Below are 24,465 nucleotides of genomic sequence, written 5' to 3'. Positions count from 1 at the left end.
GATGCTGACCAGGCCGATTGAAATATGTCCGGGCTGCTGCGGTATGGTGTTCGGGTTGTCTCGGCGAGGGTGACCGCAGACGTTTTGCGTTCACCGTGATCGACGCGGCTCGGCTTCCGGCCGTCCTCGTTCAGTCTTCGCCCGACGAGTAGACCACCGCCACGATTACGACAGCCACTGGTTTTTCTGTAATCGCCGGCGAGCAACCGTTGATCCAGCCCGGAAGAGCCGTAGGAGTAGATCCAGTCATGTCCGACGCCAACCTTCTCGAAGCCGCCGTACGCACCGAGTTCGGTAAGGGCGCCGCGCGCCGCACCCGTCGTGCCGGCAACGTCCCCGCCGTGCTGTACGGCCACCAGTCCGACCCGCAGCACCTGTCGGTGAACGCCCAGGCGTTCGCCGCGATCCTGCGTGAGCACGGCACCAACGCGGTGCTCAACCTCGTCATCGACGGCGAGAAGCAGCTCGCGCTCACTAAATCGGTTGTCGTGCACCCGATCCGTCGTTACATCGAGCACGCCGACCTGCTGGTCCTCAAGCGTGGCGACAAGGCCACCGCCGATGTCCCCGTGACCCTGGTCGGCGAGGCCGCCTCCGGCACCCTGGTCACCCAGGACGCCATCACCGTCTCCATCGAGGCGGATGCGATGAACCTGCCCGAGGCCATCGAGATCTCGATCGAGGGCGCCGAGGCAGGCACCCAGATCAACGCGGGCGATGTCGTGATGCCCGAGGGCGTCACCCTGGCCGCCGATCCCGATCTGCTGATCGTCAACATCATCGCCGCGCCTGCCGCCGAGTCCGAGGGCGAAGCGTCCGGCGAGGCCACCGAGTCCGCCGAATAGTCTTTCGCACCGGTTCTCTTCATGACCGAATCCGTGACCGGACCGGCGCTCGTGGTCGGACTGGGTAACCCAGGCCCCGAATACGAGCGCACCCGGCACAACATCGGCTTCCTGGTCGCCGACGTGCTCGCAGAGCGCGTCGGCGGCCGTTTCGCCGTGCACAAGAAATCCGGCGCCGACCTGTTGCAGGCGCGCCTGGACGGCCGTCAGGTGCTGATCGCCAAGCCGCGGTCGTTCATGAACCTCTCCGGCCGTCCGGTGGCCGCGCTGGCGAAATTCTTCTCCGTCCCCGCCACCGAGGTCATCGTCGTCCACGACGAACTCGACCTGCCCTTCGGTGAGATAAAACTCAAACGCGGCGGCGGCGAAGGTGGTCACAACGGTCTGCGTTCCATCTCGAGCGCGCTGACCACCAAGGAATACCTGCGCACCCGCATCGGCATCGGCCGTCCGCCCGGTCGCCAGGACCCGGCCGACTACGTCCTGAAACCCTTCGCCGCCCCGGAGCGCAAAGAGGTCCCGGTGATCGTGGAGCAGGCCGCCGACGCCGTGGAACTCCTCCTGAAACTCGGGCTCGAACCCGCCCAGAACCGTCTGCACTGAGCTCCGCTCGTAGCCGGGCTCACGGCTGACCTGTCACCGTCCCGGCGTAAGTTCGTCCCCATGAGCGGATTCACCGGTTTCCCGCTGGCGGGACTGGACTTCTACGAAGATCTCGAAGCCGACAACTCGAAGACGTTCTGGAATGCGCATAAGGCGGTCTACGACGAATCGGTGCGCGCGCCGATGGTCGCGTTGACCGCCCTGCTCGAACCCGATTTCGGAACGGCGAAGATCTTCCGGCCCTATCGCGATGTCCGGTTCTCCAAGGACAAACTGCCGTACAAGACCGCGCAGGGCGCGGTGGTCGGCACCGCGCCGGGAACCGGCTGGTACGTGCAGATCGGCGCCGCCGGACTCTTCGTCGGCGGTGGTTTCTATTCCGGCACCCCCGCGCAGATCGCCCAGTACCGCGCCACCGTCGACGACGAGCTGCGCGGTCCCGAACTCGAGGCGATCCTGGCGAAACTCCGTAAGAAGGGTTTCGCCATCGGCGGCGACACGTTGAAGACCAAACCCAAGGGATACGAGGCCGACCACCCGCGCATCGAACTCCTGCGGCACAAGTCGATCACCTGTCACAAGGAATACGGCGCGCCCGACTGGCTCCCCACCGCCCGCGCCGCCACCGAGGTCCGCAAGACCTGGGAATCCATGCGCCCGTTCATCGATTGGCTCACCGCCGTCGTCGCTCCGACCGGGTAATCCCACCCCACCGTCACCACCGTGGTCGGCGCCGCAGCGGGTGCGACGCTGGCAGGACTCCGCGGCCGATCTCGATCACAGCGGAGCGCGACTCCGGAGTAGGCAGGCAGGAACCGGCTGCGCTGGACAGAGCGAGCAGCGATGCTGCCCACTCTGTCCAGCGATTCTCGAAGTCTCGTTCCGGCTCGACGATGGCGAACCGCGAAGTCGGGACCGGGCGGCAACCGGGTCAGACTCGCTCGGACAGCACCAGGGCGAAGCGGTCGTCCGGGTCGGTCCACACCCGCTCGGTGCGGAATCCGGAGGCGGCGAGTTCGCCCCGCAGTCCGTCGATGCGGAATTTGGCCGAGATCTCGGTGCGCATCTGCTCGCCGGGCGCGAATTCGACGGTCAGATCCAGTTCCCGGACCTTGACCGTGGTGGCCTCGGTCGCCGCGAGGCGCATCTCGATCCATTCGTTCTCGGCATCCCACACCGCGATATGGTCGAATTTCTCCGGGACGAAATCGGCGTCGAGTCGATTGTTCAGTACGTGCAACACATTTCGGTTGAATTCGGCGGTGACCCCGGCCGCGTCGTCGTAGGCGGGCACGAGTACCGCGGGGTCGATCACCAGGCCCGCGCCGATCAGCAGTTGTTCGCCGGGTTCGAGTACTTCGTGGATACCGGCGAGGAATTCCGCGCGCTCGGCCGGGACGAGATTGCCGATGGTGCCGCCGAGGAAGGCGATCATGCGACGTCCGCCGCGCGGCAGATTGCCGAGGGTTCCGGTGAAATCGCTGACCACGCCGTGGACGGAGACGGCGGGGAATTCGGCGGCGATCTCCTCGACCGCGGCGCGCAACGCCGACGACGAGACATCCTGGGGCACATACGTCTCCAGCGCGCCTTCGGCGGTCAGCGCGTTCAGCAGCAGCCGGGTCTTCGCCGACGAGCCGGAACCGAGTTCCACCAGAACCTCCGCGCGGGTACTGCGCGCGATCTCGCCGACCACCCGTTCGAGCAGCGCCCGCTCGGTGCGGGTCGGGTAGTACTCGGGAAGTTCGGTGATCCGCTCGAAGAGTTCACTGCCGCGCGCGTCGTAGAACCATTTGGGCGGCAGCCATTTGGGGGCCGAGGTCAGGCCGAGCAGGGCGTCGGCCCGCAAGGCGGCGGTCAGATCGTCGTCGGAGAGGTGGGTCTCCAGTGTCGGTACGGCGTTCATGGCGCGAGCCTTTCGGGGTCGGGAAGCGGTTCGACGACGAGGTGATCCGGACGCGCGGTGACGAGACTGCGGTCGGGGATCGACTGCCAGCGCGGATCGTCGTCGAAGGGTTCGGAGGACAGGATGGCGAAATCTTCGGTGACCAGGGCCGAGAGCGAATGGTGCCAGGTGGTCGCCCACAGTTGGGCGCCGTCGCCGAGCAGAAAATTCAGCCGCGCCCCGGGCGCGTGCGCCGACACCGCCGCGATCAGCAGTCGGAGCGCGGCGGGTGCGGCCGTCCACGCGCCGTCCGGGAAGTCGGTGGCGAGCAGTCCGCGCAGGAGAACCCACAGCGTCGCGGAATCGGTGGCCGACTCGGCTTCGAGCAGGCGGGCCGCGTCGAACAACGCACCGGCCCCGAGTTCGGCCGCGGTGTCGGCGAATTCGGCGGCGACCGCGGTCGATGTCCGACGCCAGTCCGGGACGACCCCGTTGTGGCTGAAGGCCCAGCGGCCTTCGGTGAACGGCGCGCACGCGGTCCGCTCGACCGGCATGCCGACCGTCGCCGAACGCACCGAGCCCAGTACCGCCCACGATTCGAGTTGCGGCAGAACTTCTTCCACGGCCGGATCGGTCCAGATCGGCGCGGGGTTGCGGTAGCGGCTCACCGACACGGTGTCCTCGTCGTCGTCGCGCCACCACGCGACACCGAAACCGTCGGCGTTGATGGTGCCGCCCTTGCGCATATCCCGTGGCGCCCACGCCTGGATGCGCAGCGAATGCGTGCCGAGGGTGAGCATGTCACCGACACGCACGGGCGGGCCGACATAGCCGAGATGTCGGCACATCAACGTTCCTCGGGGCGCAGATCACGGGCCAGGCGGAACCCGGCGAAGATCTGGCGTCGGATCGGATGATCCCAGTTGCGGAAGGTGCCGCGGCAGGCCACCGGATCGGTGCCGAAGGAACCGCCGCGCAGCACCCGGTAGTCGCCGCCGAAGAAGACATCGGAGTATTCGGCGTAGGGGAACGCGCGGAAGCCGGGGTAGGGCTCGAAACCCGACGCCGTCCACTCCCAGACGTCACCGATGAGCTGGTGCACGCCCGCGGGCGAAGCGCCCTTCGGGTACGCGCCGACCTCGGCCGGTTCGAGATGACGCTGACCGAGATTCGCGGTGGCGTCGTCGGGTTCGGCGTCGCCCCAAGGGTATTCGCGGGCACTTCCGGTCGCCGGATCGAAACGCGCGGCCTTCTCCCATTCCGCTTCGGTGGGCAGTCGCTTACCCGCCCACCTCGCGTAGGCTTCGGCCTCGTACCAGCAGACGTGCACCACGGGCTGACGTGGGCGCAGCGGCGTCATCACGCCGAAGACCCTCCGCCACCGCTGTCCGCTCGGATCGCGCTCCCAGAATTGCGGGGCGATCAGCCCCGATTCCCGCCGGTGCGCCCACCCCCGTTCGGACCACAGCTCGGCACGGTCGTAGCCACCGTCGTCGACGAAGGCCGCGTACTGCTCGTTGGTGATCGGCGCGGCATCGATGGCGAAGGCGTCGACGTGCACCGGGTGGGCCGGGCGCTCGTTGTCCAGCGCCCACGGATGGATGGAGGTGCCCATCGTGAATTCCCCTGCGGGAATGACGATCTCGCCGTCGACGGGGGTGACGGCGGTGGGCGCGGGCGGCGCGGACAGCACCGCTTCACCCGCGCGCAATTGGTGGGTGGCCAGCATCGTCTCGTCATGCTGCTGTTCGTGCTGGGCGATCATGCCGAACGCGAAACCGTCTTGGACGAGGGGATCGCCGCGCAAGGTGTTGCGGTCCAGCACATCCCACACCTTGTCGCGGACCGTGCCGACGTAGTCGCGTGCCTGTGTCGGATCGAGCAGCGGCAGGCCCGGCCGGTTGGCCCTTGCGTGTTTGAACGCGTCGTAGAGTTCATCGATATCGGCGCGAACGGGCTCGCGACCGCCGACATCGCGCACCAGCCACAGCTCCTCCTGATTGCCGATATGGGCGAGATCCCACACCAGCGGACTCATCAGGCGGGAATGCTGGGCTACCAGTTCGGACTCGTCCAGGGCGTCGGTGAGACCGAGGGTACGGGCGCGCGCACGGGCCAGTGCCGAGGCGATCCGGTCGCGTAATCGCTCGACGTCGTCGGTGGGTGCGGAAAAGTGCGTGGTCACGGCAGAACTCTCCGAGGGTTGTTCGGTGCGGAACGGGGGAACGCCGGGCCGGGCGGCGGCTCGCGCTGGTAGCCGGTGCGGATCCGGCCGGTCACGAGCTCGCTCCGGCCCGCTCTCCGCTCGGTGTCAGGCTCGCGCGGCAGCGTCGGGCCGCGGCCTCCAGTTCGGTCGCCGCGGCCGGTGTCGCGGCGTGCGCGGCGGCGAGGACGAGTATGTCGGCCGCGATCTCCCGGATCTGCGGGTCGGCCAGTCCCTGCCGGGCCGCGTCGAGCCAGCGGCCGGTGAGCGGAGCGGCCAGCGCCGTCGCCTCGGCGACGATCTCGGGGGTGGACAGCAGCGCGTCGACGGCGTGGACGGGCACGGCCCACACGTCCTCGGGCTGGGCGTCGATGTAGCGGATCTCCAGATGACCCGAGGCGCGGACCGGCGGAAACAGGGTGGTGAGGTGGTAGTCGAGGTCGGCGAGACCGGGTCTTCGGCCTATCTCGTCATCGAGCGCGCCGCCGAGCCAGTCGGCGAAGGTGGCGCACGGCGGCGCCGACCAGTTGTCGCCCGAGCCGTTGGCCGCCGAGCCGTTGGCGCCGCCGTCGGGGCGGCGCACACACAGCAGGGGGACGTCCAGCGCCCAGCGGGCGTAGGAGGAGATGGGGTCGGACCAGTCCTCGGCGGGCGGACGGGTGCGCGCGTTGTCCAGCCGCAGCCAGGTCCGCATGCGCTGGGAGGCCCACGCGCCAGCCGGAGCGCCACACAGGACGGGGGAGCACGCGAAGGCGGCGAGCAGCGCGGGGCCGATGACATGGGTGGCCGTCCAGCGCGCGGCGACCTGCGCGGCGTCGGCGCCCGCGTCAACGCTGACCTGGGTGGCCGCAGTGTTGCACATCATGAGTTTGCCGAAGGGGCCGATTCCGCCGAAGCACTGCTCCATCGCGCGGTAGCGGGGTAGTCGCAGCACGCGTTCGGGGTGGCGATCCGCGTCGGCGGAGGCGGCCACCACGCGGATCGATCGGGAACCGAGAAGTTCGGTCAGCAGCCCGGCATCCTCGCTCAGGCGCTCGCACAATGCGGCGGCGGTAGCGAAGGGGGCGCTGGAGAGTTCGATCTGACCGCCGGGTTCCATGGTGACCCGGCTGCCCCCTGGCAGCGGGGCCGCCGGTGAATCGGGGGCGATGGACCTCGGTGCGTAGGGTCCGAGTGCGGCTGCCAGTGCAGCCAACCGCGGGCGTGGGGCGGCCGTCGGGCCTGACGCCGAACACTCACCCTGCACGGTGAGCCATTCGAGTTCGGCGCCGATCAGCGTGGGTGGGCCCAGCTTGAAGCAGACACCGCCCACGTACGCCTCGGCCGCGGCGCGCGAGGACAGTTCCTCCGACGCGGGGGCGGAGCCGGTCGATTCCGGATGCTCGAGAGTAACCGCCATGCCGACCTCCACCGTGAGTTCCTGCACGGGCCGGATCGGGTCCGACGCCGTAAGTTCGTATCGCGTTCGAGTTTGCCTGGTTCGAGCTGCGTGGTTCCGGCCGCCGGATCTCACCCGGAGCGTTCGATCTCGTAGTTCCGTATCGCACTGTCGCGGGCGTTTATTCCCCGCCTCGCATCAATCCAGCGTAGCGAGCGACACCGACAAGTACGGGGGGAAGAAACCGACGAATATGTGACGGCTCGGACTCGGGGGCCGTGTCGATCGTCACCCGATAGGGTCGAGTACATGCTTGACCTGAAGCGCGTGCGGGCCGACACCCCCGGTTACGACTCGGACACGGGATTGGTCTTCCTCGACAGCGCCGGATCGTCGTTGCCGCCGCGCGTCGTCGTCGACACCGTCGTCGGCCATCTGCGCCGCGAGGCCGCGATCGGCGGTTATCGGGCCGCGAGCGAACGACTCCCCGACCTCGCCGCGGTGAAGACCGCGATCGGCGAATTGATCAACGCCGCGCCGGGCAGTATCGCGCTCAGCGACAGCGCGACCAGATCGTGGGCGGATTTCTTCTACTCGGTGCCGCTCGCGCCGGGTGACCGCATCCTGATCTCGGGTTCGGACTACGCGAGCAACGCCATCGCCGCGTTGCAGCGGGCCCGCGCGGTGGGCGCGATCGTCGAGCGCATTCCGAGCGACAGCGGCGGCCAACTCGACGTCGACGCGTTCGAGAAGATGATCGACGAGCGGGTGCGACTGGTCTCGGTACTGCACGCGCCGACCAACGGCGGGCTGGTCAACCCGGCCGCCGAAGCCACCGCGATCGCGCATTCGGTGGGCGCGCTCGTCCTGCTCGACGCCTGCCAGTCGGCCGGGCAGATCCCGATCGACGTCGCGGAACTCGATGTCGACGCGTTGTCGGTCACCGGACGCAAATGGCTGCGCGGTCCGCGCGGCACCGGATTCCTCTACGTGCGACCCGAGCTGGCGGCGACCATGGAACCGCAGCGGCTCGACCTGCACAGCGCCGAATGGGTCGACGGGACCGAATTCCGCCTCGCGCGGGACGCCTCGCGCTTCGAATTCTGGGAACACGACGTCGCGGCCCGCCTCGGTCTCGGCGCCGCGGTGCGATACCTGCTCGAACTCGGACCCGACGAGGTCTACGCGGCCATCGCGGCGCGCGCCGAACATCTGCGCAAGGCATTACCGCAGATCTCCGGGGTGACCGTGCGCGACCTGGGCATCCGCCACAGCGGCATCGTCTCGTTCACCGTCGACGGCGTCGACCCGCTCGCGGTGCGCGACCGCCTCGCCGAACAGGACATCACCGTCACGGTCAGCCACGCGAGTTCCACCCTGCTCGATATGACCGAACGCGGCCTGGCCTCGGTGGTGCGTGCCTCGCCGCACTGCTTCGTCGGTTTCGATGAACTCGACCGCTTCGTCGCGGCCGTCTCGGCGCTGTAGCGACCGTGTCGCAGCGCGAACTCGTCGTCCTCGGCACCGCGAGTCAGGTGCCGACCAAACTGCGCAATCACAACGGCTACCTGCTGCGCTGGGCCGAGGAGGGCGTGCTGTTCGATCCCGGTGAGGGCACCCAGCGGCAGATGACGTACGCGGGCGTCTCGGCGACCGACATCACCCGGATCGCCCTCACCCATTTCCACGGCGATCACTGCCTCGGCCTGCCAGGGATCGTCCAGCGCATCAACCTGGACCGGGTGCCGCATCCGGTGGACGTGTACTACCCGGCCTCGGGCGAGGTGTACTACCAGCGACTGTGCAATGCCACCGCCTATCACCGGACCGTCGACCTGCGCCCGCATCCGATCGTGGAAGGTGGACCGCTGGAAGCGCCCGGTGCGCCGTTCGTCCTCACCGCTGCGCCGCTGTCGCACCCGGTCGAGGCGTTCGGGTACCGGATCACCGAACCGGACGGATTCCGGATGTCACAGCGGCGACTGCGGGAGCTGGGTCTGAGCGGACCCGTCGTCGGTGAGCTGCGGCGGCTGGGCGCGGTGGAACACGAGGGCCGTACCGTCACCCTGGCCGAGGTCGGCGAACCGAGACCGGGCCAGAGCGTGGCCTTCGTCATGGACACCCGATTGTGCGACGGTGTCTTCGAATTGGCTTCCGGCGTCGACCTTCTCGTCATCGAGGCGACATTCCTGGAATCGCAGGCCGACCTCGCCGCCGAACACGGACATCTCACCGCCGCCCAGGCCGCCGGGGTGGCCGCCGAAGCGGGCGTCCGCACCCTGGTCCTGACCCACTTCTCCCAGCGCTATCGCACCCTGGACGGCCACCGCGCCGAAGCCGAACGTCGATTCTCCGGTGAGATCGTCGTCGCCGAGGATCTGGCGCGCATTCCGCTGCCCCCTCGGCTCTGATCCGAACCGCGTTCAGGGCAGATGTAATTCGATCACCCGAACGACCAGGGCGCGGGCGTCGGTGTCGGCGGCGATGAGGGCGAGACTGCGGTTGGCGCGCAGCGTGGCGACACCGTGCAGGTTGGTCCACAGCGCGAGCGCGCGCGCGGCCACCGTCTCGGGTGCGGCGTCCGGACCGAGGACGGCGCGGACCAGGTCGATGAACGCGGCGTAGGCGGGCAGCGTCGTCTCGCGCAGATTCTCTCCCGAACCCTCGAGCAGGTCGTGGCGGAACATGAGGGTGAACATCTCGGGCCTGGCGCCCGCGAATTCGACATATTCGAATGCCATGCCGCGCAACCGATCACGCGGGGTTCCGGCGACCGTGGTGAAACGTCGGAGCAGATCGCCGAAACCGCGGGCGGCGATGGCGGCGAGCAGGGCGTTGTGGCTGGGGAAATACCGGCGCGGCGCGCCGTGGGAGACACCGGCGGCACGGGTGATCGCGCGCAGGCCGAGTCCCTCCGCGCCCACCTCTTCGAGCAGGTCGACCCCGACGCCGACCAATCGCTCCCGCAGCGGCTCGCTCTCGACCATTCCGACATTGTCCACCCGGGTACCCGGTCGTCGCCCGATGGGGGTAGACACTGTCTACCCGGATCGTGTAGACAGTGTCTACGCACCCGCTCCGGAAGGAAGTCCATGTGGTACCGGCTCTTCAAACACGTTCTGCTCGGTCCGCTGCTGCGGCTGCTCGGGCGGCCGGAAATCGAAGGGCTGCACCATGTCCCGGACAATGGTCCGGTGATCATCGCGGCCAATCACCTCGCGTTCATCGACTCGCTGTATCTGGCGCTGGTACTGCCGCGCCGCGTCACCTTCCTCGCCAAGATGGAATACTTCACCGGTACCGGCCTGAAGGGGCGCTGCACCCGGTGGTTCTACACGGTGGCGGGGCAGGTCCCGGTCGACCGCACCGGCGGTAGCGCGGCCGCTGACGCCTTGGCCGCCGCCACCCGCATCCTCGAATCCGGTGGCGTCTGGGCCATTCATCCGGAGGGAACGCGGTCCCCCGACGGTCGGATCTATCGCGGCCGCACCGGCACCCTGCGGGTCGCCATCGCCACCGGCGCGCCCGTGATCCCGGTCGTGCTGTCCGGTACCGACCGTGTCAATCCGCGCGGCACTCGCCGCTGGCGTTTCGCCAAGGTGCGGGTCAGCTTCGGCGCGCCCCGCTACTACGGAGCCGCCGACAATCACCACCCGCGCGCCGCCACCGACGAACTGATGCGCGACCTGGCGGCCAGGGCGGGCCGCCCCTACGTGGACCGGTACGCGGCCACGTTCGCCCACGATCGGACACAGGTCCGCTCGGCCTGATCACGGCAGGGCGCACGCCCGTCACCGCAAGGTCCCGACCACCGAGTCGACGGAATCTCTTCCTCGGATCGAGTCCATTTTCGCGGCGTGTCGGGGGTGTCGCACTCAGCTTGTGACCGTCGGGGATGGGAAAGGGGGTTAACGTACGGACTCTTCGGCGGGATAGTTGGAACAGGGCGGGCGATCGGCCTGTTTCATACCGAGGAGACCGACAGTGAGCAGGTTCACCGAGGAGATGTACGCGACCGCGGGTAGCTCCGACCGCGGTCTGGTCACGGGGGAGCCGGACGCGCCCACACGCTCGACGTGGGGCGAGATCCACGGAATCGCCCGGCGGATGGCCGGTGGGCTCGCGGCGGCCGGAATCGGGCCGGGGGACGCCGTCGGCGTGCTGGCGGGAATGCCGGTCGATATCGCCCCCGCGTGCCAAGCCGTCTGGATGCGCGGCGCCTCCGTCACGATGCTGCACCAGCCGACGCCGCGCACCGACCTGGGTGTGTGGGCCCGCGATACCGAGACCGTCCTCGGGATGATCGAGGCACGCGCGGTCGTGCTCGGAGCGCCGTTCGAGATCGCCGCGCCGCTGCTGCGCGAACGCGGCATCACCGTCGTGCTGATCGATGAATTGCGCGGCGGCGACGAGATCGATCCGCTCCCGACCGGCGAGGACGATATCGCCCTCCAGCAGTTGACCTCGGGGTCGACCGGTTCACCCAAGGCCGTGCGGATCACCCACGAGAATTTCTACGTCAACGCCTACGCCATGTTCGACCGGGTCAAATTCCAGCTCGACGACGACGTGATGATCAGCTGGTTGCCACTGTTCCACGATATGGGCATGGTCGGCTTCCTCAGCGTGCCGATGCACCTGGGCGCCGAAGTCGTGTGCATCACCCCGCTCGACTTCCTGAAGCGGCCGCTGCTGTGGGCCGAGCTGATCGACAAATATCGCGGAACAGTGACCGCCGCACCGAATTTCGCGTACTCGCTGCTGGCGCGCAGGCTCGCCCAGACTCCCGACGGCGCACTCGATCTGAGCTCTGTGCGCTACATGTGGAACGGCGCGGAACCGGTGGATCCCGACACCATGGAGGCACTCGCCGCCGCCGGAGCGCGTTTCGGACTCAACCCGATGGCGCTGACTCCCGTCTACGGCATGGCCGAAACCACGCTCGCGGTCTCGGTGCCCGACCCCGGGCACGGCCAGGTGCTCGACATCATCGACGCGGGCCTGCTCGAAGCGCTCGGCAAGGCGGTGCCGGTGCACGCCGACAACACCCACGGCGTGGCGCGTCGACTGCCGACCCTGGGCTACCTCGTCGACCATCTCGAAGGCCGGGTCGTCGACGCCGAACGGCAGCCGCTGCCGACGCGATCCGTCGGTGTCATCGAATTGCGCGGTCCCGCGGTCACTTCCGGCTATGTCACGGTGGAGGGGTTCCGCGCCGCGCAGGACGCGGACGGATGGCTCGACACCGGCGACATCGGCTACTTCACCGAAGCGGGCCTGATCGTGGTGTGCGGGCGCATCAAGGACGTCATCATCATGGGCGGGCGCAACATCTACCCCACCGATATCGAACGCGCCGCGATGCGGGTACCCGGCGTGCGACCGGGCAACGCCGTCGCCGTGCGGCTCGACGCGGGCGACAAGCGCGAAAGTTTCGCGGTGGTGGTGGAATCCAACGATCACGAGAGTCCCGACGAGGTCAAGCGCATCGAACGCGAGATCGTGCACGCGGTCTTCTCCGAAGAGGGCGTCCGTCCGCGCACCGTCGCGGTCCTCGGTCCCGGCGCGCTGCCCAAGACGTCGTCGGGCAAACTCCGTCGCGCCGCGACGGCGGTCCATCTGCGCTGAGCGGCACCGGCCCACGCGGACACTGTCGCGCCCGCACGCGGGAAGTCCGCGCGCGAGGCGTCGGAATGTCCGCGTGGGCCGTCCCGTCTACCTGTTGTAGACGATCAAACTCACGACCAGCCCGAGCACGAGGGCGACCGCGGACGCGACGGCGACCCATTTGCCGAATTTCTCGCCCTTCTTGTGCGCCAGGTAGCCGAAGACGATGCCCGCGGGGCCGAACAGGATCGGGCACAGCAGCAGCGCGAGCACCGCGCACACGGCGCCGATGATGGTCAGGGTGGGCGGGCCCTGCTCGCGCGGGGCAGGCGCCAACGGTTCGTAGGGTGGCGGCGGGGGATAGCGTGGCGGGTCCTGGTCGGGGTTGTCGCCGGGTTGCTGCGGTGTGGTCATAGCGCCTTCCTCGAGCGGGGTGGGTCGCTAGCTGACGGATACCTACAGATCGGTGTCGTCCACGATATCCATCGCGGCAGCTTCGGCCGGACGATCGTCCTGTTCGGCTTCCTCGGCCGCCCGATCGCCCCGTGACCACTCCTGCTCGAGTTCTTCGCCGATTCCGAGCCTGCCGTCGTCCTCGTTCTCCCGATAGCGGATGCGCAGGTCGTCCGGCGGATTCTCGACGTTCCGCTCGTATTCGCGGATCTCGTCGGCCTGCTCGTCGTCTCCCATATCCATATCCAACGGTTCACGGTCCATACCGGACAGTATTCCCGGATTCGGCGCGGCGACGCGGATCCGAACCCGGGAATTCGCGCGAGCCGCGATCAGCTGTAGCCGATTCCCGCGATACCGACGACGGCGACGACCAGCACGATCGCGAGGGCGAGGACGACGCCGTTGGCGATCGCGGCCCACTTGCCGAGTTGTTCACCCTTCGAATGGCCGACGATCCCGAAGATGATCCCGGCGGGCGCGGTGACGACGATCGGTATGAAACACAGCACCGCCGCGACCGCCGTGATTCCGAGGCAGACGAAACTCGCGATCGACCACGCCGGGGTATCGGATCGGGGCGGGCCGTACGGGCCGTAGGGCTGGTAGCCGGGTCCGCCGTACTGCGCCAGGTAGCCGTACGCCGCGGGCTGCGGATATCCGGGCTGCCCGTAGGCGCCCCCGGCCTGTGGATAACCGGGTTGCTGGGGATAACCACCCTGTTGCGGATAGCCCTGCTGTGGATACGTGGGGATGGATTGCTGCGGGTAGGCGGGATGACTCGGCGCAACCGCGCCCGCCGGGTCGGCCGGGTAACTCGACGGAGCCTCGCCGGTCGGATACGCGGGATAACCCCCCGGCGGTGTGTACTGCGGCGGCCCGGCGTCTTGCGGCTGGGCCTGCGGGAACGGCGCGGGTCCGGTACCCGGCCGGTAGACCTGGGTCTCGGCGGCCCTGGCCGGATCGGCGACGTTGTCCTGTGCCTTCTCCAGGCTCCAGCCCCGCTGCGGTTCCTGCGGTGTCGTCACGGTGACTCCCCCTCCTACGAACGTATGTCTGTCGCACGCGTTATCGCCGTCGACGGCGCCCACGTAACGCAGTCGGCGGCCCGGACCGGAGTCCGAGCCGCCGAACCATGACGAACGTACTACGCGTTGCCGTTGAACAATCCGGTGACCGAACCGTTCTCGAAGACCTCGCGGATGGTGCGCGCCAGCAGCGGAGCGATCGAGAGCACCGTCAGCTGCGAGAACTTCTGGTCCTCGGTGAGCGGCAGGGTATTGGTGACGACGACCTCTTTGGCCCCGCAGGTCGCGAGACGCTCGGCGGCCGGATGGCTGAGCACGCCATGGGTCGCGGCGATGACCACGTCGCCCGCGCCCGCCTGCTTCAGCACGTTGACCGCGCCGGCGATGGTGCCGCCGGTGTCGATCATGTCGTCGATCAGGATGCAGGTGCGGCCCTCGACGTCACCGACCACGCGGTTGGCCTTGATCTGGTTGGGCACCAGCGGATCGCGGGTCTTGTGGATGAACGCCAGCGGTGAGCCGCCGAGTGAATCCGCCCACTTCTCGGCGACGCGCACGCGGCCGGAATCCGGCGAGACCACGGTGATGTGATCGAGGGTGTAGTTGTTGCGGATGTACTCCGCGAGCTGCACCTGCGCGTGCATGTGATCGACCGGGCCGTCGAAGAAACCCTGGATCTGGTCGGTGTGCAGGTCGACGGTGATGATGCGGTCCGCGCCCGCGGTCTTCAGCAGATCGGCGACCAGGCGAGCCGAGATCGGCTCACGGCCGCGGTGCTTCTTGTCCTGACGGGCGTAGGGGTAGAACGGCAGGACCGCGGTGATCCGCTTGGCCGAACCGCGCTTGAGCGCATCGATCATGATGAGCTGTTCCATCAACCACTGGTTCAGTGGCGCCGGAAAGCTTTGCAACACAAAGGCATCCGAGCCGCGAACGGACTCCTCGAACCGGACGAAGATCTCGCCGTTGGCGAAATCACGCGCGGTCTGCGGGGTGACGTGGACATCGAGTTCCTTGGCGACCTGCTCGGCCAGCTCAGGATGAGCGCGTCCCGAGAAGAGCATGAGGTTCTTCTGGTTGTCGATCCATGACGCGGTCACTACTGTTTGCCATCCTTTTGCTCTATAACCTGACTCGACATCTCGTCGGCCGCCGACACCGCCGCCGCCGCCGCGCGCGCCGCATCCGTCCCTGGACGGTGGCGCTGCACCCAGCCCTCGATATTCTTCTGCGGTCCACCGGACACCGCGAGAGCTCCGGGGGGAACGCTTCTGCGCAGTACAGTACCCGCCGCCGTATAGGCGCCGTCACCCACCGTCACCGGGGCGACGAACATGGTGTCGCTTCCGGTGCGCACGTGCGAGCCGACCACGGTGTGATGTTTGCGTACCCCGTCGTAGTTGACGAACACGCTGGACGCGCCGATGTTGCTGTGTTCACCGATGGTTGCGTCACCGACATAGGTCAGGTGCGGCACCTTCGAATGCGCGCCGATCGACGCGTTCTTGGTCTCGACGAAAGCGCCGAGCTTGCCCGATTCGCCGACGACGGTTCCCGGCCGCAGATAGGCGAAGGGACCGATGGCGGCACCCGGCCCGATCGACGCGCCCTCGCCGTGACTGCGCACCACCTTCGCGCCGTCGCCGACCAGCACATCGGTGAGCGTGCTGTCCGGGCCGATCTCGGCGTCCTCGCCGATGACGGTGGTGCCGAACAGCTGGACCCCGGGCCGCAGCACCGCGTCCCTGCCGATCTCCACACCCACATCGACCCAGGTACTGGCCGGATCGATCACGGTGACGCCCGCGCGCATATGCCGTTCGAGGATGTAGCGGTTGAGCGTGCCGGTCGCCTGGGACAGCTGTACCCGGTCGTTGACACCGGTCACCTTGGCCGAATCGACCAGGCGCGCGCCGTGCACCGGATGCCCGGCGTCGTGGGCGAGTCGCAGCACATCGGTCAGGTACAGCTCGTGCTGGGCGTTCGCGGTGGAGAGCCTGCCGATCATCGCGCGCAGGACCGACGCGTCGAAGGCGTACACGCCGGAGTTGACCTCGGTGAGCGCGCTCTGCTCCGGTGTCGCGTCGGCGTGCTCGACGATCTCGACGACCTGACCGTCCACGTCGCGCACGATGCGGCCGTAGCCGTTCGGATCGTCGGGGACGAAGGTCAGCACCGTCACGGCCGAGCGTTCGGTGTAGCTGCGGTGCTCATCGAGCAACGCGCTCAACGTATGGCCGTCGAGCAACGGCACGTCGGCGGAGGTGACGAGCAGATCGCCGGTGAAATCGGCGGGCAGCGCGTCCAGCGCGCACCGGACCGCGTGGCCGGTGCCGAGCTGTTCCTCCTGGATGGCGAGGCTTATCTCGCGGCCGAGATCGGCGGCGACGGCGTTCGCGGCCGCCCCGACCTGCTCCCTGTCGTGGCCGATCACGGTGATGAGGTACGCGGGGTCGATCTCGTTCGCCGCATGCAGCGCGTGCGCGAGCATGCTCCGACCGGCTAGCGAATGCAGCACTTTGGGGGTCTTCGACCGCATTCGCGTTCCGGCTCCGGCTGCGAGAACGACGACGGCGGTCTGCTGTGGCATGGATCTCCCTCGGCTGCCTGTCATCGTGCTTCGGCGGCTTCGTTCTCGGTCAGCGCTGTGTGCTTGTGGGTCCGCATATATGTGGTCCGCGATCGTGCGCGGCCAACGATAGGCCATCGTGCCGGTGTGCTCCGCCGCCAGGACTCGAACCTGAACTATCTGAACCAAAATCAGAGGTGCTGCCATTACACTACGGCGGATCGTCACACCGGCGGATCGGGAAACCCGCCGCTGCGCCCCGCGGCACGGCATGAATCCTCGCATGAGACCCCGCGTCAAGTCGAGCTAGCCCGCCTGCCCGCGGATTTTTCCCCGCGCGCGTCGTACGCGAGGTACCCGTCGGGCCGCCGAAGCCGTGTCCTCCGGTCGGCCGAACGTCGATCGCGCCCCGGCAGTCCGCGGGTCGGCGCACCCGCGAACACCGCTGTCTGGAACAGTTGTCGCGGAACGGTAAATGTCCGTGCAGGGAGGCCAGACAATGCGTACGACCCACTTCCCCACGCAACGACCGACACTCCACCGCCATGGGTAATCCGCAGGGGACCTCGAGGAGCGGGCCGGACGCGGGGCGATCGGCCGGGCGCGAACCCGTCGATCCGGCCACCGGCGACAAACTCCGCAGGAGCGGTTCGCCCGCACGTCCTCGGATGACCGGCACCCAGCGCCGCCAGCAACTGATCGAGATAGGCCGCGCGCTGTTCGCCGAACGCGGATACGAGGCGACCTCGATCGAGGAGATCGCGCAACGCGCCCAGGTCTCCAAACCCGTAGTGTACGAACACTTCGGGGGTAAGGAAGGCCTGTACGCGGTGGTCGTCGACCGCGAGATGTCGATGCTGCTGGACATGATCACCTCCTCGCTCACCCAGAACCGCTCACGCGTGCGGCTCGAACAGGTGGCGCTCGCGCTGCTCACCTACATCGAGGAACGCACCGACGGATTCCGAATCCTGGTGCGCGACCAGCCGGTCGCCACCGACGACGGTCGCTACTCCAGCCTGCTCAACGAGGCCGTCAACCAGGTGGCGCACATCCTCGCAGGCGATTTCGAGCGCCGCGAACTCGATACCAGCCTGGCCACGCTCTACGCGCAGGGACTCGTCGGTATGGTGTCCACCGCCGCGACCTGGTGGCTCGATGTCCGCACACCGCCCAAAGAGGTTGTGGCAGCCCATTTGGTGAACCTCTGCTGGAACGGACTGCGCCACCTGGAGGCCGATCCGCAGCTGGACTCGGAGTGGCCGACCACGGCCACCGACCGACCCGAGAGGTAACCAGCGAATTGCGATGGAGGCCCGGCTGAATGCTCGAATTGGTTAACGGGCGTACACCTGGTGGTACGGTTCACGCATCCTCTGGGTGCTGTTCGGGCGGTGTATCGGTCTACTTCGAGATGTCGGTCTACTTCAGGATGGCTGGGTTCAAGAATGACAGGCGGATCTGATGGCTAGGCAAGCGCGCGCGGAAATCACCCGCGACTCCGTCCTTGCGGGCGCTGCCGATGTCTTTCTGCGCTTGGGCTATGCGAATGCGAGCCTCAGCGAGATCATCGCGCAATCGAACGTGACCAAGGGCGCCTTGTACTTTCACTTCGGTTCGAAGGAAGAACTCGCACGCGCCGTGGTCGACCAGGGCAACGAGCGCCTGGTCGGTTCGTGCCAGGGATTCTTCGATCCCCGAGTGCCCGCGCTGGAAGCATGCATCGGCATCACCTACGTGGTGGCCGACCTATCCATGAACGACCCCATGGTCGGCGCGATGCTCAAACTCACGCACCAGATCGGCGACTACCGCGGCGCCCAAGGCGACAACATCGCCAAAACCTGGGGCGACACCTACCGCGTACTCGCCGAACGTGCCATCGCACAAGGCGATCTGGAAGCGGAACTCGACTCGGACGTGGTCGGGCTGCTACTCCAGGAAATCACCGCGGGCGTACACATCGTCGCCGTCGGCACGGACTCCATCGACCAGATGGCCACCCGTATGGAACGCGCGTGGTACTTCCTGCTGCCGTCGCTCGTGCCGGGCGAAAAACTCTCGTACTTCCGCGAATTCGCGGCACGAAGGCTCCGCAGATACGTGCCGTAATTTGGCGGCCCGGGGGCCGCGGGTTCGCGGCCCTTCTTGTCTCGCGTCCGAGCGGTCGAGACTCGCGACTTCGTCGCATTGTCTCGACCGCTCGGACGCGAGACGGCCGCGAACGGGTCGCTCGTAAGACTCGCGCCGTGGGGGGTGGGGTTCGTGTCAACCGGTGCTTGGCGGGTTTGCCTCTTGGGGCGGGTGGTGTCGAGGGGTGCTTGTCTGTGGGCCGGTGGTGGTGGTGGACGGGTGCTTGTGAGGTTTGCCCGGGGCGGGGCACGCACTCGCGGTAGTAGGGGTGGAGAGGGTGTCGGTCGTGGTGTTTAGACTCAGTTGGCTGTTCTGAACCATCGCCTGAGCTCAGGAGTCGCAATGCCCACCCACCGTCCACCTCTTGCTGGACTGGCCGCGGTGGCCGGTGCCGACGCGGCCCTGCGGACCGTTGCCGACCTGGTGGGGAAGTCTTCGGTCGAGCTCGTCGCGCCGTCGGCGGCGCGGCCCTTCGTCTCGGCCACGGTCGCGGTGAAACGGCCGGTGGTCGTGGTGACGGCCACGGGGCGTGAGGCCGATGACCTGGCGGTCGAGTTGACCGAGATGCTGGGTGAGGCGGTCGCGCAGTTCCCGTCCTGGGAGACGCTGCCGCACGAGCGGCTGTCGCCGGGGGCGGATACGGTCGGGCGCAGGCTGGAGGTGCTGCGGCGGCTGGCGCATCCGGAGGATCCGGTGTTCCCGGTGCCGCTGCGGGTGGTGGTGACCACGGTGCGCTCGCTCATGCAGCCGATGGCGGCGGGGCTGGGGGATATCGAGCCGGTCGTGCTGCGGGTCGGGGCGGAATTCGACTTCGACGGATTGCTCACGCGGCTGGTGGAATTCGCTTACACGCGGGTCGACATGGTGGGCAAGCGCGGTGAGTTCGCGGTGCGCGGCGGCATTCTCGACGTCTTCCCGCCGACCGCCGATCATCCGGTGCGCGTGGAGTTCTGGGGTGACGAGATCACCGAACTGCGCCCGTTCTCGGTGGCCGATCAGCGCTCGCTCGGCGAGATCGAGGTGGATCTCGTCGTCGCGACACCGTGCCGGGAACTGCTGCTGACCGAGGCGGTGCGCGACCGGGCCTCGGAGGTGGCCGCCGACAACGCGGCCGACGCGGCGCTGGTCGAGATGCTGGAGAAACTCTCCCAGGGCATTCCCGTCGACGGCATGGAAGCACTGCTGCCGGTGCTTCAACCCGGTGAACTGCGCCTGCTGACCGAGGTGCTGCCCGACGACACCCACCTGCTGCTGTGCGATCCGGAGAAGATCCGCACCCGCGCCGCCGACCTGGTCCGTACCGGGGAGGAATTCCTGGAAGCCTCGTGGACCGCGGCCTCCTTCGGCGCCTCCGCGCCGCTGGGCGCGCACGGTCTTGATCTGGCCGCCTCCGGGTACCGGGGGCTGCCCGAGATCCACGAGAGTGCGAACCGGCGTGGGCTGTCGTGGTGGACCATGAGCCCGCTGACCTCGGGCGATCCCGCCGAGGTCGTCCTGCCGCTGCTGGCAGGACCCACCGCGCGCGGTTCCGAGGAACTGGTCGCGACGATCTTCGCCTCGCTGCGCGCGCACGTCGCGACCGGCGGACGCGCGGTGGTGGTGGTCGCGGGCCACGGCACCGCGCAGCGCGTGCTGGAACGACTTGCCGACGCCGAAGTGCCCGCGGGGGTGCTCGAGAGCGCGGAGGAACCGAGTCCCGGCCTGGTCGGTGTGCTGTGCGGTTCCCTGCACGACGGCCTGGTCTTCGAGGACGCGGGACTGGTGGTCGTCGCGGAATCCGACCTGACCGGAAACCGGGTCACCGCGCCCGGCGAAGGTAAGCGGCTGCCCGCCAAACGACGCAATCAGGTGGACCCGCTCGCGCTCAACGCGGGCGATATGGTCGTGCACGATCAGCACGGAATCGGCCGCTTCGTCGAGATGATCGAACGTACCGTCGGCGGTGCTCGCCGCGAATACCTGGTTATCGAATACGCGCCCGGAAAGCGCGGCCAGCCGGGTGACCGGCTGTTCGTTCCGATGGAATCGCTCGACCAACTCTCGCGCTATGTCGGCGGTGAGATGCCGAGCCTGTCCAAACTGGGCGGTTCGGACTGGGCCAATACGAAACGCAAGGCGCGCAAGGCGGTTCGCGAGATCGCGGGCGAACTCGTGCAGTTGTACGCGGCCAGGCAGGCGGCCCCCGGTCACGCCTTCGGCAAGGACACCCCGTGGCAGCAGGAGATGGAGGACGCGTTCGCGTTCACCGAGACGGTCGACCAGATGACCGCCATCGCGGAGGTCAAATCCGATATGGAGAAGCCGGTGCCGATGGACCGCGTGGTCTGCGGCGACGTCGGTTACGGCAAGACCGAGATCGCGGTGCGCGCGGCGTTCAAGGCGGTCCAGGACGGTAAACAGGTCGTGGTGCTGGTGCCGACGACCCTGCTGGCCCAGCAGCATCTCCAGACCTTCGCCGAGCGGGTCGCGGGATTCCCGGTGACGGTGAAGGGGTTGTCGCGCTTCACCGATCTCGCCGAATCGCGCGAGGTGCTCGCGGGGATGGCCGACGGTTCGGTCGATATCGTGGTCGGCACACACCGGCTGCTCCAGACCGGTGTGCGCTGGAAGGATCTCGGCCTGGTCGTGGTCGACGAGGAACAGCGCTTCGGCGTCGAACACAAGGAACACATCAAGGCGCTGCGGACCCACGTCGACGTGCTGACCATGTCGGCCACCCCGATTCCGCGCACCCTGGAGATGAGCCTGGCGGGCATCCGCGAGATGTCGACCATCCTGACCCCGCCCGAGGAACGTCACCCGGTGCTCACCTACGTCGGCGGGTACAACGACAAACAGGTCACCGCCGCCATTCGGCGCGAACTGCTCCGCGACGGGCAGGTCTTCTACGTGCACAACCGGGTCTCCTCGATCGACAAGGCCGCCAAGCGGATTCGCGATCTGGTGCCGGAGGCGCGGGTGGTCGTCGCGCACGGCCAGATGCACGAGGACATGCTCGAGCAGACCGTCCAGGGCTTCTGGGAACGCGAATTCGACGTCCTGGTGTGCACCACGATCATCGAGACCGGACTCGACATCTCCAACGCCAACACCCTGGTCGTGGAACGCGCCGACGCGCTCGGTCTGTCACAGCTGCACCAGTTGCGCGGTCGCGTCGGGCGCAGCCGGGAACGCGGCTACGCCTACTTCCTGTACCCGCCGGAGAAACCGCTCACCGAGACCGCCTACGACCGGCTCGCCACCATCGCGCAGAATTCCGACCTCGGCGCGGGTATGGCGGTGGCGATGAAGGATCTCGAGATCCGCGGCGCCGGAAACGTTCTCGGCGCGGAACAGTCCGGCCATGTCGCAGGCGTCGGCTTCGATCTGTACGTGCGACTGGTCGGCGAGGCGGTGGAGGCCTACCGGGCCGCCGCCGACGGCAAACCGATCGTCACCGAGGAGGTCAAGGAGGTCCGCATCGACCTCCCCGTCGACGCGCATATCCCGCCCGACTACATCGCCAGCGATCGGCTGCGGCTGGAGGCGTATCGCAAACTCGCTGCTGCGCAGGACGATTCGGCGCTCGCCCTGGTGGTGGAGGAACTCGTCGACCGCTACGGCCCACTGCCGGTCGAGGTCGGTCGTCTGGTGTCGGTGGCGAAACTGCGTCTGCTGGCGCGCGAGTACGGCGTCACCGAGATCGCGGCGGCCGGGACCACGCTGAAGATCTCCCCGCTGCTGAATCTTCCCGATTCCAAACAGCTCCGGCTCAAGCGCATCTATCCGAGCGCCTCCTACAAGCCCGCGAGCGGTGTGGTGCAGCTGCCCCTGCCCCGGGTTCAGGACAGTGTCGGCGCGGACCGGGTCCGCGATGTCCGGCTGCTGCAATTCGTCGCCGACCTGCTGCTGGCGCTGGACGGCAAGGCGCAGGGCGCGGTGGATCTCACCGTCGCGACCGAGGTGTCCGCGAATTGATGGATCGGCGCGACGAGGTCGGTGCGGTGCGTCGGGTCGCGGCGGGTCTGGCCGACGCCGTCGAGGTGATGGATCGGTTGTGGAGTTTCGGTGGCTGGGAGGTCACCCAAACACACGACTCGCTGCGCCCGTACCTGCTGGAGGAGACCTACGAACTCCTCGACGCCATCCAGGACGACGACGCGGAGACCATCAAGGAGGAACTCGGCGATCTGCTGCTCCAGGTGCTCTTCCATTCCAGGATCGCCGAGGCGGCAGGGGAGTTCACCGTCGATGAGGTGGCCGCCGCGCTCGTCGCCAAACTCGTCAATCGCAGCCCGCACCTGGTCGGCTCCTCGCTCGACCCCGCCGCGACGGTCGCCGACAAGATCGCGGCCCAGGAACTCGCCTGGGAGGAACGCAAATCGGCGGAGAAGGCCAGGCGTTCCTGCCTGGACGGCATCGCCATGGCCCAGCCCGCGCTCGCACTGGCCGAGAAGGTCATCGCGCGCGGCACCAAAGCGGGTCTGCCCGACGACCTGATCCCGGACGAACTGCGCGTGGTTCGCCTCGGCGGTCCCGACAGCGCCGAGGAACGCCTGCGCAAGGCCACGCTGACCTTCGCCGCGACGATTCGCGCCGCGGAGGACGCCGCCGAAACCGCACGCGGGGAACGTCGTCGGCTGAGCGCGGGTGAGTGGCGTCGCTACTGGCCCTGAGGCGCTCGGCGACGCCTCCGACACCGAAGTCACACCTACCCGCAAGCTTGCCGTCACCGCCCGTCGGGAATCCTGTCGGTAGGGCTTCGCTAAGGTAGCGGGGATTCCGATGCCAATGGCGGGCACACCGCCGGGAGGATGTACGGTCCGGTGCACATCGGCAGAGTCGCGGAGTATCCGCGACCGGATCACGTGTTGTTCCACTTGAGCGACACCCATCTCATCGCGGGCGACGGCGAGCTCTACGGCGCCGTCGACGCGGATCTGCGGCTGCGACAGCTGCTCGACCACGCCGTCTCCGGCGGTATCCGACCGACCGCGATCGTCGTGACCGGAGATCTGGCCGATCGGGGTGAGCCCGCGGCCTACGACAAACTGCGCGAGATCATGGAACCGTTCGCGCGCCGGACGCAGGCCCCGATCGTCTGGGTGACCGGTAATCACGACGACCGCGCCACGCTACGGCAACGACTGCTCGATGAATACCCGTCGACCGCCCCGCTGGATCGGGTGCACATGGTCGACGGCCTGCGCATCGTCGTGCTCGACACCACCGTGCCCGGCCACCACCACGGTGATCTCACCGACGACCAGCTGTCCTGGCTGCGATCGGTGCTGTCCGAGCCCGTCCCGTTCGGCACGGTACTCGCCATGCACCACCCCCCGGTGCCGTGCGTGATCGATCTCGCGGTCACCGTCGAACTGCGCGATCAGCGCCGCCTGGCCGATGTGCTCGACGGCAGCGACGTACGCGCGATCCTCGCCGGTCACCTGCATTTCTCCACCTTCGCGACCTTCGCGGGCATACCGGTCTCGGTCGCGTCGGCCAGTTGCTACACCCAGGATCTCGGTGTGGAAGCGGGGGGTCTGCGCGGGCGTGACGGCGCGCAGGCGTTCAACTACGTGCACGTCTATCCCGACACCGTGGTGCATTCGGTGGTGCCGATCGATCGTGGCCCGACCGTCGGCAGCCCGTCGACGCCGGAGGAAGCCGCGGCGACCCTGCGGGAGGCGGGCATCGTGATACCGCCCGCCGCCCGCATTCCGCACGTCATGCGCAGCGCGCAGCCGACACCGGAATCCGGCGACGAATCGATGCGCTGACC

The 24,465-nt window shown here is 68.0% G+C and carries 22 protein-coding genes and 1 tRNA gene; 12 read left to right on the top strand and 11 right to left on the bottom strand.

All coding sequences use genetic code 11. The features are described from left to right. The first annotated feature begins 248 nt into the window (after positions 1-248). The 3 genes from OG225_RS29535 to OG225_RS29525 are packed head-to-tail and all read left to right on the top strand — an operon-like array spanning position 249 to position 2,150. Complete coding sequence (locus tag OG225_RS29535; protein ID WP_405178224.1) at positions 249-845, top strand: 50S ribosomal protein L25/general stress protein Ctc; 597 nt, start codon at positions 249-251, stop codon at positions 843-845. 21 nt (positions 846-866) lie between these two features. Beyond that, positions 867-1,448 (top strand): aminoacyl-tRNA hydrolase, encoded by a 582-nt coding sequence (gene pth, locus OG225_RS29530; RefSeq protein ID WP_109527828.1) that lies wholly within the window; start codon positions 867-869, stop codon positions 1,446-1,448. 60 nt (positions 1,449-1,508) lie between these two features. Further along, positions 1,509-2,150 (top strand): DUF2461 domain-containing protein, encoded by a 642-nt coding sequence (locus tag OG225_RS29525; protein ID WP_405178223.1) that lies wholly within the window; start codon positions 1,509-1,511, stop codon positions 2,148-2,150. Between the two features lie 229 nt (positions 2,151-2,379). Here OG225_RS29525 and egtD read toward each other — a convergent pair whose 3' ends face one another. The 4 genes from egtD to egtA all read right to left on the bottom strand — a co-directional run bounded on the left by egtD (position 2,380) and on the right by egtA (position 6,935). Further along, the gene (gene egtD, locus OG225_RS29520) at positions 2,380-3,354 is read right to left on the bottom strand and encodes an L-histidine N(alpha)-methyltransferase (RefSeq protein WP_405178222.1); all 975 of its coding nucleotides are present in this window, start codon (positions 3,352-3,354) and stop codon (positions 2,380-2,382) included. After that, a complete protein-coding gene (egtC, locus tag OG225_RS29515) occupies positions 3,351-4,181 on the bottom strand; it encodes an ergothioneine biosynthesis protein EgtC (protein ID WP_405178221.1) in 831 nt (276 codons plus the stop codon). The genes egtD and egtC overlap by 4 nt, the downstream gene beginning before the upstream one ends. Continuing rightward, positions 4,181-5,464, bottom strand: a complete 1,284-nt coding sequence (gene egtB / locus OG225_RS29510) for an ergothioneine biosynthesis protein EgtB (protein WP_405183407.1) — start codon at positions 5,462-5,464, stop codon at positions 4,181-4,183. The genes egtC and egtB overlap by 1 nt, the downstream gene beginning before the upstream one ends. Before the next feature lie 145 nt (positions 5,465-5,609). Beyond that, positions 5,610-6,935 carry an ergothioneine biosynthesis glutamate--cysteine ligase EgtA gene (gene egtA / locus OG225_RS29505; protein WP_405178220.1) on the bottom strand — a complete coding sequence of 442 codons (1,326 nt, stop codon included), beginning with the start codon at positions 6,933-6,935 and terminating at the stop codon, positions 5,610-5,612. 288 nt (positions 6,936-7,223) lie between these two features. Between egtA and OG225_RS29500 the strand changes: the two genes are divergently transcribed. Together OG225_RS29500 and OG225_RS29495 are read left to right on the top strand one after the other, a co-directional pair. Next, a complete protein-coding gene (locus OG225_RS29500; protein WP_405178219.1) occupies positions 7,224-8,402 on the top strand; it encodes an aminotransferase class V-fold PLP-dependent enzyme in 1,179 nt (392 codons plus the stop codon). A gap of 5 nt (positions 8,403-8,407) precedes the next feature. After that, entirely contained in the window at positions 8,408-9,325 is a 918-nt protein-coding gene (locus OG225_RS29495; RefSeq protein WP_405178218.1) for a ribonuclease Z, read from the top strand. Between the two features lie 12 nt (positions 9,326-9,337). On the opposite strand, the gene OG225_RS29490 is transcribed toward OG225_RS29495, so the two are convergent. Further along, on the bottom strand, positions 9,338-9,901 hold the full coding sequence (locus OG225_RS29490; protein ID WP_405178217.1) for a TetR/AcrR family transcriptional regulator: 564 nt from the start codon (positions 9,899-9,901) through the stop codon (positions 9,338-9,340). 105 nt (positions 9,902-10,006) lie between these two features. On the opposite strand from OG225_RS29490, the gene OG225_RS29485 reads away from it, so the two are divergent. Together OG225_RS29485 and OG225_RS29480 are read left to right on the top strand one after the other, a co-directional pair. Further along, positions 10,007-10,684 (top strand): lysophospholipid acyltransferase family protein, encoded by a 678-nt coding sequence (locus OG225_RS29485; protein WP_405178216.1) that lies wholly within the window; start codon positions 10,007-10,009, stop codon positions 10,682-10,684. 214 nt (positions 10,685-10,898) lie between these two features. Next, on the top strand, positions 10,899-12,542 hold the full coding sequence (locus OG225_RS29480) for a fatty acyl-AMP ligase (protein WP_405178215.1): 1,644 nt from the start codon (positions 10,899-10,901) through the stop codon (positions 12,540-12,542). 87 nt (positions 12,543-12,629) lie between these two features. Here OG225_RS29480 and OG225_RS29475 read toward each other — a convergent pair whose 3' ends face one another. The 6 genes from OG225_RS29475 to OG225_RS29450 all read right to left on the bottom strand — a co-directional run bounded on the left by OG225_RS29475 (position 12,630) and on the right by OG225_RS29450 (position 16,792). Then, a complete protein-coding gene (locus OG225_RS29475) occupies positions 12,630-12,935 on the bottom strand; it encodes a hypothetical protein (protein WP_405178214.1) in 306 nt (101 codons plus the stop codon). A 42-nt stretch (positions 12,936-12,977) separates the two neighbouring features. Beyond that, on the bottom strand, positions 12,978-13,238 hold the full coding sequence (locus OG225_RS29470; RefSeq protein WP_216918189.1) for a hypothetical protein: 261 nt from the start codon (positions 13,236-13,238) through the stop codon (positions 12,978-12,980). A 68-nt stretch (positions 13,239-13,306) separates the two neighbouring features. Continuing rightward, complete coding sequence (locus tag OG225_RS29465; protein ID WP_405178213.1) at positions 13,307-14,002, bottom strand: hypothetical protein; 696 nt, start codon at positions 14,000-14,002, stop codon at positions 13,307-13,309. Positions 14,003-14,121: 119 nt separating this feature from the next. Next, positions 14,122-15,102 (bottom strand): ribose-phosphate diphosphokinase, encoded by a 981-nt coding sequence (locus OG225_RS29460; RefSeq protein ID WP_405178212.1) that lies wholly within the window; start codon positions 15,100-15,102, stop codon positions 14,122-14,124. Then, entirely contained in the window at positions 15,102-16,592 is a 1,491-nt protein-coding gene (gene glmU, locus OG225_RS29455) for a bifunctional UDP-N-acetylglucosamine diphosphorylase/glucosamine-1-phosphate N-acetyltransferase GlmU (RefSeq protein WP_405178211.1), read from the bottom strand. The genes OG225_RS29460 and glmU overlap by 1 nt, the downstream gene beginning before the upstream one ends. Before the next feature lie 129 nt (positions 16,593-16,721). Continuing rightward, positions 16,722-16,792: transfer RNA gene (locus OG225_RS29450), tRNA-Gln, on the bottom strand. Positions 16,793-17,239: 447 nt separating this feature from the next. On the opposite strand from OG225_RS29450, the gene OG225_RS29445 reads away from it, so the two are divergent. The 5 genes from OG225_RS29445 to OG225_RS29425 all read left to right on the top strand — a co-directional run bounded on the left by OG225_RS29445 (position 17,240) and on the right by OG225_RS29425 (position 24,463). Beyond that, the gene (locus OG225_RS29445) at positions 17,240-17,866 is read left to right on the top strand and encodes a TetR/AcrR family transcriptional regulator (RefSeq protein WP_109527953.1); all 627 of its coding nucleotides are present in this window, start codon (positions 17,240-17,242) and stop codon (positions 17,864-17,866) included. Between the two features lie 169 nt (positions 17,867-18,035). Beyond that, positions 18,036-18,683, top strand: coding sequence for a TetR/AcrR family transcriptional regulator (locus tag OG225_RS29440; RefSeq protein WP_216918197.1), 648 nt, complete (start codon positions 18,036-18,038; stop codon positions 18,681-18,683). A 363-nt stretch (positions 18,684-19,046) separates the two neighbouring features. Beyond that, the gene (gene mfd / locus OG225_RS29435; protein WP_405178210.1) at positions 19,047-22,661 is read left to right on the top strand and encodes a transcription-repair coupling factor; all 3,615 of its coding nucleotides are present in this window, start codon (positions 19,047-19,049) and stop codon (positions 22,659-22,661) included. Next, on the top strand, positions 22,661-23,359 hold the full coding sequence (locus tag OG225_RS29430; protein WP_405178209.1) for a MazG family protein: 699 nt from the start codon (positions 22,661-22,663) through the stop codon (positions 23,357-23,359). The genes mfd and OG225_RS29430 overlap by 1 nt, the downstream gene beginning before the upstream one ends. Before the next feature lie 150 nt (positions 23,360-23,509). Next, the gene (locus OG225_RS29425) at positions 23,510-24,463 is read left to right on the top strand and encodes a phosphodiesterase (protein ID WP_405178208.1); all 954 of its coding nucleotides are present in this window, start codon (positions 23,510-23,512) and stop codon (positions 24,461-24,463) included. Positions 24,464-24,465 lie beyond the last annotated feature (2 nt).

Origin of the sequence: Nocardia sp. NBC_01377 (assembly GCF_045040005.1) — a bacterium.
GTDB classification, from domain to species: Bacteria; Actinomycetota; Actinomycetes; order Mycobacteriales; family Mycobacteriaceae; genus Nocardia; species Nocardia noduli.
Note: the sequence above shows the minus strand (reverse complement) of the source record. Positions and strands in the feature narration are given on the sequence as shown.